At 70.4% G+C, this 11648-nt stretch carries 11 protein-coding genes and 1 pseudogene; all 12 read left to right on the forward strand.

All coding sequences use genetic code 11. From position 1 onward, the window contains the following. Positions 1-491 precede the first annotated feature (491 nt). On the forward strand, positions 492-1280 hold the full coding sequence (locus tag AC07EG_RS39935) for an MlaE family ABC transporter permease (RefSeq protein WP_478258489.1): 789 nt from the start codon (positions 492-494) through the stop codon (positions 1278-1280). A 16-nt stretch (positions 1281-1296) separates the two neighbouring features. Continuing rightward, on the forward strand, positions 1297-2148 hold the full coding sequence (locus tag AC07EG_RS39940) for an MlaE family ABC transporter permease (protein ID WP_478258499.1): 852 nt from the start codon (positions 1297-1299) through the stop codon (positions 2146-2148). Next, positions 2145-3416 (forward strand): MCE family protein, encoded by a 1272-nt coding sequence (locus AC07EG_RS39945; protein ID WP_478258490.1) that lies wholly within the window; start codon positions 2145-2147, stop codon positions 3414-3416. The genes AC07EG_RS39940 and AC07EG_RS39945 overlap by 4 nt, the downstream gene beginning before the upstream one ends. Then, positions 3413-4417 (forward strand): MCE family protein, encoded by a 1005-nt coding sequence (locus AC07EG_RS39950; protein WP_478258491.1) that lies wholly within the window; start codon positions 3413-3415, stop codon positions 4415-4417. Before AC07EG_RS39945 ends, AC07EG_RS39950 begins: the two co-directional genes overlap by 4 nt. Further along, the gene (locus AC07EG_RS39955; protein ID WP_478258492.1) at positions 4414-5406 is read left to right on the forward strand and encodes an MCE family protein; all 993 of its coding nucleotides are present in this window, start codon (positions 4414-4416) and stop codon (positions 5404-5406) included. Before AC07EG_RS39950 ends, AC07EG_RS39955 begins: the two co-directional genes overlap by 4 nt. Next, positions 5403-6503 carry an MCE family protein gene (locus AC07EG_RS39960; RefSeq protein WP_478258493.1) on the forward strand — a complete coding sequence of 367 codons (1101 nt, stop codon included), beginning with the start codon at positions 5403-5405 and terminating at the stop codon, positions 6501-6503. Before AC07EG_RS39955 ends, AC07EG_RS39960 begins: the two co-directional genes overlap by 4 nt. After that, positions 6500-7549 (forward strand): MCE family protein, encoded by a 1050-nt coding sequence (locus AC07EG_RS39965; RefSeq protein ID WP_478258494.1) that lies wholly within the window; start codon positions 6500-6502, stop codon positions 7547-7549. Before AC07EG_RS39960 ends, AC07EG_RS39965 begins: the two co-directional genes overlap by 4 nt. Then, positions 7549-8763 (forward strand): MlaD family protein, encoded by a 1215-nt coding sequence (locus AC07EG_RS39970; protein WP_478258495.1) that lies wholly within the window; start codon positions 7549-7551, stop codon positions 8761-8763. Before AC07EG_RS39965 ends, AC07EG_RS39970 begins: the two co-directional genes overlap by 1 nt. Continuing rightward, positions 8748-9251, forward strand: coding sequence for a hypothetical protein (locus tag AC07EG_RS39975; protein ID WP_478258496.1), 504 nt, complete (start codon positions 8748-8750; stop codon positions 9249-9251). Before AC07EG_RS39970 ends, AC07EG_RS39975 begins: the two co-directional genes overlap by 16 nt. A 13-nt stretch (positions 9252-9264) precedes the next feature. After that, a complete protein-coding gene (locus tag AC07EG_RS39980) occupies positions 9265-10077 on the forward strand; it encodes a hypothetical protein (RefSeq protein WP_478258497.1) in 813 nt (270 codons plus the stop codon). A 31-nt stretch (positions 10078-10108) separates the two neighbouring features. Beyond that, positions 10109-10861, forward strand: coding sequence for an IclR family transcriptional regulator (locus tag AC07EG_RS39985; protein ID WP_478258498.1), 753 nt, complete (start codon positions 10109-10111; stop codon positions 10859-10861). A gap of 112 nt (positions 10862-10973) precedes the next feature. Then, positions 10974-11558: pseudogene (idi, locus tag AC07EG_RS39990) on the forward strand (isopentenyl-diphosphate Delta-isomerase); the annotation flags it as partial. Positions 11559-11648: the final 90 nt, after the last annotated feature.

Genomic DNA, 11648 nt, shown 5'->3' on the forward strand with positions numbered 1-11648 from the left:
AAATACATCTCAAAGGAAACCCCGACGAGGGGGTTTCATATAAGCTCTACTGGCTTAGTTCACTAGCACACTGTTGAGTTCTCAAGCAACACACTGAATTTTGTTCCGCTGTCCGCCCGGTCTCCCTGGCGACGAAGAGAACATTACATGCCCCGGAACAGCCCCCGAAAAGGGGGGTCCCTTAACGCGATCTTCCCAGCTCGGAACCGGTGCGGGCAGCCCGCAGCCCCCGCCGAGAGCCCGGGCGGCCCCGGGACGTCCCCCGGGTGCGACACCCCCAGGATGCCCCCGCGCTGCTCCGTTTGCCACCCGGAACCGCGTCTTGCTCACTTTCGGACAACTCCACGGCGGCGGATTTGTCACTGGCGCACAAGGAAAAACCCCTTGTCGGGACCGTAATCAGCCGATCTTGCGGATCGCTTGTCGACCGGGGTGGCCGTAGTTAGCGTACTGGTCAGTAACCCTGGTCACAGCAGCCGAAAGGTGCCGGAATGAGCACGAGTACCCGCTCCTTCCCCGGTGCGGGCGCGATCCGGGAGACCGGCCGGCTCTACGCGCTCGGCCTGGACGTGGCCCGCAGCACCTTCAAGCGGCCGTTCCAGTTCCGCGAGCTGGTGCAGCAGTTCTGGTTCATCGCGAGCGTGTCGATCCTGCCGACCGCGCTGGTCTCCATCCCGTTCGGCGCGGTCATCGCGCTGCACCTCGGCTCGCTGACCACGCAGATCGGCGCGCAGTCGTTCACCGGCGCGGCCAGCGTGCTGGCGATCATCCAGCAGGCCAGCCCGGTGGTCACCGCCCTGCTGATCGCCGGCGCCGGTGGCTCGGCCATGTGCGCCGACCTCGGCTCGCGCACCATCCGCGAGGAGATCGACGCGATGGAGGTGCTCGGCGTCTCCCCGGTGCAGCGGCTGATCGTGCCGCGGGTGCTCGCCGCGATGGCCGTGGCGGTGTTCCTGAACGGCCTGGTCAGCGTGGTCGGCGTGCTCGGCGGTTACGTGTTCAACGTGCTCATGCAGGACGGCACGCCCGGCGCCTACCTGGCCAGCTTCTCCGCCCTCGCCCAGCTGCCCGACCTGTGGATCAGCGAGCTCAAGGCGCTGCTGTTCGGCTTCGTGGCCGGGATCGTGGCGGCCTACCGCGGGCTCAACCCGAAGGGCGGGCCGAAGGGCGTCGGCGACGCGGTGAACCAGTCGGTGGTCATCACCTTCCTGCTGCTGTTCCTGATGAACCTGGTGCTCAGCTCGCTGTACCTGCAGCTCGTGCCGCCGAAGGGGATGTGACCGCGTGACCGAGACGATGTTCCCGCCGCCGGACACCCGGGTCCGGCGCGCCGGCCGCGCCATCGACCGGCGGTTCGGCTTCCTGGACACCCTCGGTGACCAGGTGCTCTTCTACCTCAAGGCGCTGGCCTGGACCCCGCGGGCGATCTTCCGCTACAGCAGGGAGATCGTCCGGTTGCTGGCCGAGGTCAGCTTCGGCAGCGGGGCCCTGGCGGTGATCGGCGGCACCATCGGCGTGATGATCGGGATGACCGTGTTCACCGGCGCGGTGGTCGGCATCCAGGGTTACTCCGCGCTCAACCAGGTCGGCACCTCGGCCTTCGCCGGGTTCATCTCCGCCTACTTCAACACCCGCGAGATCGCGCCGCTGGTGGCGGGCATCGCGTTGTCGGCCACGGTCGGCTGCGGGTTCACCGCCCAGCTCGGCGCCATGCGCATCTCCGAGGAGATCGACGCGCTCGAGGTGATGGGCGTGCCGAGCATCCCGTACCTGGTGGCCACCCGGATCGTGGCCGGGTTCCTGGCGATCATCCCGCTGTACGCGATCGGGCTGCTCACCTCCTACGTCGCCTCGCGGCAGGTGACCATCTGGTTCTTCGGCCAGTCGGCGGGCACCTACGACCACTACTTCCAGCTGTTCCTGCCACCGATCGACGTGCTCTGGTCGTTCCTGAAGGTGCTGGTGTTCAGCGTGATCGTGGTGCTCTCGCACTGCTACTACGGCTACCGCGCCAGCGGCGGCCCGGCCGGGGTCGGCGTGGCCGTGGGCCGGGCGGTGCGCACCGCGATCGTCGCGGTCAGCCTGCTCGACTTCTTCCTCAGCCTCGCCATCTGGGGCGCCACCACCACGGTGAAGGTGGCCGGATGAACAAGGCACGCAGGCAGAAGTACGTGCGGCGCACGGCCGGGGTGTTCTTCCTGGCCGCCATGCTCGCGTTCGTTTCGCTGTCGGTCGCGATCTACCGCAAGGAGTTCGTGTCCTCGGTGTCGGTCACCCTGAAGACCGACCGGGTGGGCAACCAGCTCCACGTCGCCTCGGAGGTCAAGGCGCGCGGGGTCGTCGTCGGCGAGGTCCGCGAGATCCGGTCCAGTGCGGGCGGAGCGGAGGTGCTGCTCGCACTGGACCCGGTCAAGTCGGAGAAGCTGCCGAAGAACGTCTCGGCGCTGCTCATCCCGAAGACGCTGTTCGGCGAGCGGTACGTGCAGCTGTCCATCCCCGAGCCGCGCGGGCCGCGCATCGGCGACGGCGACGTGATCACCCAGGACCGCTCCGCGAACGCGATCGAGCTGGAGAAGGTGTACGACGACCTGCTGCCGGTGCTCGAGGCGGTGCAGCCGCAGAAGCTGTCCACCACGCTGACCGCGGTGTCCACCGCGCTGCGCGACCGCGGGGACCAGCTCGGCGACACGCTGGTGACCGCGGCCGACTACCTGGAGCGGTTCAACCCGAGCCTGCCCGAGCTGAACGAGAACATCCGCGACCTGGCCGACGTCAGCAAGCTCTACGGCGACATCGCCCCGGACCTGCTCGACTCGCTCACCGACAGCGCGGTGACCCTGCAGACCGTGGCGGAGAAGAAGCCGGAACTGGGCTCGCTCTACCAGCAGGTCACCGCCTCCGCCCAGGACGTGACCACGTTCCTGGAGCACAACAGGGACAACATCATCCGGCTCGCCGTCGACAGCCGCGAGTCGCTCGAGCTCGCCGCCGCCTACTCCCCCAGCTTCCCCTGCACCCTGAAGGCGATGACCGACCTCAAACCGGCGATGGACAAGGTGCTCGGGGCCGGGACGGAGGAGCCGGGCATGCACGTGGTGGCGTCGATCACCGACGACCGGGGGCCGTACCTGCCGGGGGTGGACGACCCGGTCTACACCGCGGGCGGGGGCCCGAAGTGCTACCCGAGCGGGGTGGCGCCGACCACCGGGGCCACCGTGGCGCAGGCGGGCAGCCCGGCGCACCCGCTGCTGCCGGGACCCTCCGGTGAGCTGGGGCTGCCGAACTCCCCGCAGGAACGCGAGCTGATCTCCACGCTGGTGGCACCGGAGATCGGCGTGGCGCCCGGTGAGGTGGCGCCGTGGAGCAGCGTGCTGGTGGGCCCGCTGTACCGGGGCACGGAGGTGACCGTTCGATGAGGCAGTTCGGCGCACCGCTGGTCAAGGGCCTGATCTTCATCCTGGTGACCACGCTGGCCACCACCCTGCTGGCGTTGTCCATCGCCAACACCGGGGTGGGCGAGGCCGACGGCTACACCGCCCGGTTCACCGACGCGACCGCGTTGAACACCGGTGACGACATCCGGATCTCCGGGGTGCGGGTGGGCCAGGTCGAGGAACTGAAGGTGGTCGACCAGCACATCGCGCAGGTCAGGTTCTCCGTGGACCGCGGGCGGAAGCTGCCGTCGGACGTCCGCGCCACCATCAAGTACCGGAACATGGTCGGCCAGCGGTACATCGCGCTGGAACGCGGGCGGCTGGCCGGTGCCGAGCCGATGCTGCCCGGCGACGAGATCCCGCTGGAGCGCACCACGCCGGCGCTGGACCTGACCGACCTGTTCAACGGGTTCAAACCGCTGTTCCAGGCGTTGTCGCCGACCGACGTGAACCAGCTCTCCGGCGAGATCGTGCAGGTGCTGCAGGGCGAGGGCAGCACGGTGGAGAGCCTGCTCAGGCACACCGGGGCGCTGACCACCACGCTGGCGAGCCGCGACCAGGTGATCGGCGAGGTGATCACCAACCTGAACTCGGTGCTCAAGACGATCAACAGCAAGGGCGACCGGCTGTCCTCGGTGGTCTCGACCCTGCAGCAACTGGTGTCCGGGCTGGCCGAGGACCGGACCGCGATCGGCGAAGCGGTGCAGGGCGTGGCCGACCTCTCCGACGCCACCGCCGGGTTGTTCGAGGTGGCCCGGCCCCCGCTCAAGGAGACCATCGCCGAACTCGGCGAGGTCTCCGGCAACCTGGCCGCGCAGGAGGGCGAGCTGAACCAGTTCTTCGAGCTGCTGCCGAAGAAGCTGGACGCGGTCGGGCGGATCGGCAGCTACGGCTCTTGGCTGAATTTTTACCTGTGCGAGGCGAAGCTGACCACCGACCCGCCCGTCGGCGTCCGGATCCCGGAAGCGAGGTGCCGGGGATGACCTCGTTCCGCGAGCGCAACCCGTTCACCATCGGCATCGCCGGTTCGCTGGCGATCGCGGCGATCACCGCGGTCACCTTCTACTTCGAGGAGCTGCCGATCGTCGGCGGCGGCACCACCTACCAGGCCGAGTTCGGCGAGGCCGCCGGGCTGCAGCCGGACGACGAGGTGCGGGTGGCGGGCATCAAGGTCGGCGAGGTCACCGACGTGGACCTGGCCGAGGACCACGTGCTGGTCAGCTTCCGGGTGGAGGACACCTGGATCGGCAACCAGACCTCGGCCGGGATCAAGATCAAAACGCTGCTCGGCCGGAAGTTCCTCTCGCTCTACCCGATCGGCGACGGCGAGCAGGACCCGGAGACGCCGATCGGCCGCGACCGCACGATCACCCCGTACGACGTGACCGACGCGTTCAACGGGCTGGCGAACACCGTCGACGCGATCGACACCCAGCAGCTGGCGACCAGCTTCCGCACCCTGTCGGACACCTTCAAGGACTCCCCCGCCCACGTCCGGACCGCGCTCGACGGGCTCACCTCGCTGTCGAAGACGGTCTCGTCACGGGACGAGGAGCTGGCCGAACTGCTGCGGAACGCGCGTGCGGTGGCGAACTCGCTGGCCCGGTCCGGGGAGGAGTTCGAAAAGCTGATCAACGACGGCAACCTGCTGCTGGCCGAGCTGAACAACCGGCGCGAGTCGATCCACCAGCTGCTGGTGGGCGCGCAGGACCTCGGCGAGCAGTTGTCCGGGCTGGTCAGGGACAACCAGAACCAGCTGTCGGACGTGCTGGCGAAGCTGGACAAGGTGACCGCCGTGCTGCAGAAGCACACCGAGAACATCGACGCCAGCCTCGAGATCGCCGGGCCGTACTTCCGGATGGTCAACAACACCATGGGCAACGGCCGCTGGGCGGACAACTACGTCTGCGGGCTGGTGCCGGAGAACCGGTCGCCGTGCGTGCCACCGCTGCCGGAGGGGGGCGCGAAGTGATCAGCACGAGAACCGGGCTGCGGGCGGCGAGGATCGCCACGGTCGTCGTGGTGACGGCGCTGGTGGCGGCCGGCGCGCTGTGGTGGATCTTCTCCGGTGACGGCAGCAAGCGGATCACCGCGTTGTTCCCGCGGGCGGTCGGCGTCTACAGCGGGTCCGACGTGCGCCTGCTCGGCGTGCGGATCGGGCAGGTGGAGACGGTCACCCCGGTCGGCGAGCACGTCGAGGTGGCGCTGAGCGTGGACGGGCAGGCACCGGTCGCGGCGGCCACCAGGGCGCTGGTGGTGGCGCCGAGCGTGGTCTCCGACCGGTACGTGCAGTTCTCCACCGTGGCGCGCCGGGGCGACCCGCGGCTGGCCGACGGCACGGTGATCGGCGTGGAGCGCACCGGCACCCCGGTGGAGCTGGACGAGCTGTACGCCAGCCTGAACGACCTGGCCACCTCGCTCGGGCCGAAGGGCGCGAACGCCGACGGCGCGCTGTCGGAACTGCTCGAGACCGGGGCGGCGAACCTGGACGGCAACGGCAAGGCGATCAACGAGAACATCCGCAACTTCGCCGACCTGGCGCGGACGCTGTCCGATTCGAAGGACGACCTGTTCGGCACGCTGGACGAACTGGGCAAGTTCACCGACATGCTGGCCGGCAACGACAACGCGGTCGAAACGGTGAACACGCAGCTCGCGCAGGTGTGGCAGACGCTGTCGGCGGACCGGGAGGAGCTGCACGGCGCGCTGACCGCGCTGGGCACCGCGCTCGGTGAGGTGCAGGCGTTCATCCGCGACAACCGCGCCGCCATCAAGTCCAACGTGGACAAGCTGAGCCAGACCACGCAGGTGCTGGTGGACCAGCGGGCGCAGCTGGCCGAGACGCTGGACACGCTGCCGCTGGCGGCGAGCAACCTGCTCGGTGCCTTCGACGCGGAGTCGGGCACGCTGCAGGGCAAGACCTACCTGGCCGAGTACCTGAACCCGAACAAGGTGAGCGTGCCACCGGGCATGGCGGCGCTGCCCGACGGCGCGCCGATGCCCGCTTCCGCGCCGGCCCTGCCGCTACCGGCCTCCGGCCCGGTCTACGTGCCAGGAGGTGCCGGATGAGGCGAGGATGGCTGGCGGCGGGGCTGGCGAGCTGCCTGCTGCTCACCGCGTGCTCCGGGGACGGGTTCAAGGGCGTCTACGACCTGCCGCTGCCCGGTGGCGCGGACCTCGGCGACCACCCGTACCGGGTCACCGTGCAGTTCGCCGACGTGCTCGACCTGGTGCCGCAGGCCGCGGTCAAGGTCAACGACGTGCCGGTCGGCCGGGTGGAGACCATCCGGCTGGGTGCGGACGGCTGGACCGCCGAGGCGGTGGTCGCGGTGAACGGCGACGTGGTGCTGCCCGCGAACAGCCTGGCCCGGCTGCGCCAGTCGAGCCTGCTCGGCGAGAAGTTCGTCGAGCTGGCGGTGCCGGAGCAGACCGTGGGCGAGCTGGCCGACGGCGCGGTGATCGGGGTGGACCGGACCAACCGGAACCCCGAGTTCGAGGAGGTCTTCGGCGCGTTGTCGCTGCTGCTCAACGGCGGTGGCATCAGCCAGCTGCAGACGATCAACCAGGAACTGACCAAGGTGCTCGACGGCAACGAGCCGGAGATCCGCAACTTCCTGGCCACCGTGGACGAGCTGGTGCGCAACCTGGACGCGCACTCCGGTGACATCACCGCGGCGCTGGACGGGCTGAACCAGCTCTCGGCCACGCTCGCCCAGCGCGACGAGCAGATCGACGGCGCGCTGTCGAACCTGACCCCGGGCCTGGCCACGCTGACCGAGCAGCGCGAATCGCTGGTCACCATGCTGCGCTCGCTCGACGACCTGTCCACCGTCGCGATCGACACCATCAACCGCAGCAAGGACGACATGGTCGCCGACCTCCGCGCGCTCGCGCCGATCCTGGACCAGCTCGCCGACGCGGGCCAGAACCTGCCGAACTCGCTGGAGATCCTGCCGACCTTCCCGTTCACCGACCCGGTGCTCGACGCGGTGAAGGGCGACTACATGAACATCTTCATCACCATGGCCCCCACGCCCGGCACCGAGCTGCCGCCGGACGGGCCGCTGCTGCCGCTGCCGCCGAGCGGCGAGGTCCAGTCGCTGGGGGGCAGCTGATGCTGACGGCGAAGGTCCGCGTGCAGGTGCTCGCGTTCGTGGTGGTGGCGCTGTCCGCGGTGGCGTTCATCGGCGGCAAGTACGCCGGGCTGGGCCAGCTGTTCGGCGGCAGCGGGTACGTGGTGTCGCTGCGGCTGGCCGACGGCGGCGGGGTGTTCACCAACGGTGAGGTGACCTACCGCGGGGTGGCCGTCGGCCGGGTCGGCGAACTGCGGCTGACCGACGAGGGCATGGAGGTCGACCTGCTGATCGACGGTGCCGCGCCGCCGATCCCGGTGAACTCGGCGGCCGTGGTGAGCAACCGGTCGGCGGTCGGCGAGCAGTACGTCGACCTGCAGCCGCGCACCGCCGACGGGCCGTTCCTGGCCGAGGGCTCGACCATCCCGATGGAGTCGACGAAGGTGCCGCTGCCGGTGCAGGACCTGCTGGGCAACCTGAGTTCGCTGAACGCCTCGGTGCCGACGGACGCGCTGCGCACGGTGGTCGACGAGTTCTACGACGCCTTCCACGGCGCGGGACCGGACCTGCAGGTGCTGATGGATTCGTCGATGGCGTTCACCAGGACCGCCTCGGAGCACCTGCCGCAGACGCAGGCGCTGCTCACCGACGGCACCACCGTGCTGCAGACGCAGCTGGACTCGACCGACGCGTGGAAGTCGTTCGCCGGCAACGCCAAGCTGTTCGCGAACGAGCTGGCCGGCGCCGACGGTGACCTGCGGGCGCTGATCGGCACCGCGCCGCAGGCGGCCACGCAGCTCAGCGCGCTGCTGGAGGACACCGATCCGTCGCTGTCGATCCTGCTGGCCAACCTGCTCACCACCACCGACCTGTTCGCCACCAGGACCGCGGGCATGGAGGAGCTGTTCGCCACCATTCCCAAGGCGGTGGCGGCGACGTCCACCTCGATCGACCCGGTCAGCGGCGAGCTGTCGATCGTCCAGCGGTTCGTGGAGCCGGGGGTCTGCACGCAGGGTTACGAGAGCACGACGCGGCGGTCGCCGCTGGACCTCTCGCCGCTGCCGATGAACACCGAGGCCGCGTGCACGCTGCCGGGGGACTCGCCGGTTTCGGTGCGGGGCTCGCAGAACGCGCCGAAGGGCGGGGTGCCGCCGATCACCCCGCCGGGCGCGGGATCGCTGGCCGGGCCGCTGACCGCGCCGACGCTGCCGGAGGTTTCCACGGACATGGAGGATCTGCTGTGGTTGCCGGAGTGAGGCTCGCGCTCGGCGCACTGGTGGCCGCGGTGGTGTTCGCCGGGGTGTCCGGGTACTTCTGGGTGAGCGCCGAGGTGGACGACAACCTGTCCTACGCCCAGTCCCGCGACGACGCGCTCGCCGCCGGGCGGCAGCAGATCGCCGAGCTGAACAGCCTGGACCACCACCGGGTGGACGAGGGCATCGGCCGGTGGCTGGAGGTGTCCACCGGCAAGCTGCACGACGAGCTGGCGCGCACCGACGAGGCCACGAAGAAGTCGCTGCGGGAGGGCGGGACGGTGGCCAGCGGGAAGGTGCTGGACGCGGCGGTCAACTCGCTCGACGACCACACCGGCACGGCGCGGCTGCTGGCGTCGGTGGAGATCACCGTCGCGAAGGAGGGCGCGGCGACGACCACCAAGCGCAACCGGTTCGCGGCGCAGCTGACCCGGACCGAGGCGGGCTGGAAGGTCAGCGCGATGGACCAGGTGCCCATCGGTGCCGGCTGAGGAGGAACGCAGGATGACCACAACCGAAGCCGGGCTCGACGCGGGGGCTGCCGAGGGGACCGGGCGCACGGCCGGCTCGAAGACCACCGGGGGTGCCGAGGTCAGGGGCCGGGCTGTCGGGACAAAGGGCGCCGGAACCGCTGCTGTCACCGAAACCACCGAGGCCGAGGAGGCTGCCGCCACCGCGGGGGCTGCCGAGGTCGCCGAAGCCGAGGAGACTGCCGAGACCAGTGAGGGGACTGGAGCCGCCGAGAGCAGCGAAGCGGCCGAGGGCGGCACCGAAGGCACTGCAGGCACCGAGACCAGCAAGGGCACCGCGGCGAAGCGATCCCGGTTGCCGCTCTGCCTGATCGTCGCGGCCATCGGGTTGACGCTGCTCGGCGGGGTGTTCACCTGGCGGGCCGTGGCGCTGCGCACCGCCGACTCGGCGTCGAACGCGGCGCTGGTCGACACGGGGGCGACGGCCGAGGTGACCTCGGCGATCACCACCTCGCTCAACAAGATCTTCTCCTACTCCTACGACAAGACCGAGGTCACCGAGAAGGCCGCCGCCGGTGCGTTGCGCGGCGAGGCGCTGGAGACCTACAACCAGCTCTTCGGCCAGGTGCGCACGCTCGCGCCGCAGCAGAAGCTGGTGCTCACCACGCGGGTGGTCAACTCGGCGGTCGAGTCGCTGGACGGGGACCGGGCGCGGCTGCTGGTGTTCCTCGACCAGTCCGCCACCCGCGCCGACAACAGCTCCACCAGCGCCGCCGCCTCCCAGCTGTCGGTGACCGCCGAGCGGCAGGACGGCACCTGGGTGATCGTCGAACTGGAGCCACGCTGACCAGCGGGTGGTACGGTCGCGCGGGGGTGCGATGGACGGGGACGACGGCGGCGTGCGCAGCGTGCTGCGGGCGATCGACCTGCTCGGCCTGTTCACCGACCACCGCCGCCGGTGGAGCATCCGCGAGCTGACCGAGGCCAGCGGGCTGGCCAAGACCACGGTGCTCCGCCTGGTCACCACCTGCGAGCAGCGCGGCCTGCTGTGGACCCGCCAGGACGGCCAGGTCACCGTCGGCCCGGGGTTGCTGCGGTGGGCCAAGCTGGGCCAGTCCGCCTGGCAGCTGTCCGAGCCGGTCCGGCAGGTGATGCGGGAGCTGGCCACCCAGTGCGGTGAGACGGTCAACATCTACGTCCGCAGCAGCACCGCCCGCGTGTGCGTGGCGCAGCACGAAGGGCCGCAGCACATCCGGCACGTGGTCCGCGTCGGCGACGAGCTGCCGTTGTGGGCCGGGGCGGCCGGCAAGGTGCTGCTGATCGGTGCCGAGTCCACTGTGGTCGATCGGGTGGCGGCGCTCTCCCCGCACGGCAAGGAGTTCGCCGGGGAACTGCGCCGTCAGGCGGGGCTGGCGGCGGTGGAGGGGCACGCGGTGAGCCACGGGGAACGCGAGCTGGGTGCCTCCGGCATCGCCGCGCCGGTGACCGACCGGGAGGGCCGCATCATCGCCGCGCTGGCGCTCGGCGGGCCGACCACCAGGTTCACCGAGGAGCGGGTGGCCGACTTCGTCACCGCGGTGGTCACCTCGGCGCAGTGGATCTCGCGGCTGGGGCTCGACCCGGCTCCGTGACGTCCCAGCGTAGTTGCGGCGTTCGGACTACCAGGTGATACCCGGTGACGCCGGGTGAATTCGGCACTTCACCTTTGGTGTGGGCCGCCGTCGGCGGATTAGGGTCTACCGCATGACTGAGCAGGTGGTCCTCCTCGACGAGCAAGGGCACGCCATCGGCGTCGCCGACAAGGCCGGCGTGCACACCCGGGAAACCCCGCTGCACCTGGCCTTCTCCGCGTACGCGTTCAACGAGCGCGGACAGTTCCTGCTGACCAGGCGGGCGTTCGGCAAGCGCACCTGGCCGGGGGTGTGGACGAACAGCTGCTGCGGGCACCCCGCCCCCGGTGAGGACATGGCCGACGGCATCGTGCGCCGGTTGTCCCAGGAACTGGGGCTGACCAGCGTCGGCATCGATCTGGTGCTGCCGGAGTTCCGGTACCGCGCGGTGATGGACAACGGGGTGGTGGAGAACGAGAAGTGCCCGGTGTGGCGGGTCGAGGTGACCGGTGAGCCGGAGCCGGACCCGGCCGAGGTCGACGCCTACCGCTGGGTGGAGTGGCCGCAGCTGGTCCGCGAGATCGAGGACGGCAGCCAGCCGATCTCGCCGTGGTGCCGGGAGCAGCTGGCCGAGCTGAGCGAGCTGGGGCCGGATCCGCTGGCCTGGCCGTCGGCCGAGCACACGCGCCTGCCACCGGCCGCCCTCGTGGGTGGGGGGGGGGGGGGGGGGGGGGGGAGGGGGGGAGGAGGGGGGGGGGGAGGGGGGGGGGGGGAGGGGGTTTTCTTCCCTTCCCCCCGGGGGGAGGGG

This window comes from Amycolatopsis sp. NPDC045836, assembly GCF_056431745.1.

Bases quoted from the DNA above. Each gene is read 5' to 3' on its own strand.
- AC07EG_RS39935 (WP_478258489.1), top strand. From the start codon at position 492: ATGAGCACGAGTACCCGCTCCTTCCCCGGTGCGGGCGCGATCCGGGAG.
- AC07EG_RS39940 (WP_478258499.1), top strand. From the start codon at position 1,297: ATGTTCCCGCCGCCGGACACCCGGGTCCGGCGCGCCGGCCGCGCCATC.
- AC07EG_RS39945 (WP_478258490.1), top strand. From the start codon at position 2,145: ATGAACAAGGCACGCAGGCAGAAGTACGTGCGGCGCACGGCCGGGGTG.
- AC07EG_RS39950 (WP_478258491.1), top strand. From the start codon at position 3,413: ATGAGGCAGTTCGGCGCACCGCTGGTCAAGGGCCTGATCTTCATCCTG.
- AC07EG_RS39955 (WP_478258492.1), top strand. From the start codon at position 4,414: ATGACCTCGTTCCGCGAGCGCAACCCGTTCACCATCGGCATCGCCGGT.
- AC07EG_RS39965 (WP_478258494.1), top strand. From the start codon at position 6,500: ATGAGGCGAGGATGGCTGGCGGCGGGGCTGGCGAGCTGCCTGCTGCTC.
- AC07EG_RS39970 (WP_478258495.1), top strand. From the start codon at position 7,549: ATGCTGACGGCGAAGGTCCGCGTGCAGGTGCTCGCGTTCGTGGTGGTG.
- AC07EG_RS39980 (WP_478258497.1), top strand. From the start codon at position 9,265: ATGACCACAACCGAAGCCGGGCTCGACGCGGGGGCTGCCGAGGGGACC.
- AC07EG_RS39985 (WP_478258498.1), top strand. From the start codon at position 10,109: ATGGACGGGGACGACGGCGGCGTGCGCAGCGTGCTGCGGGCGATCGAC.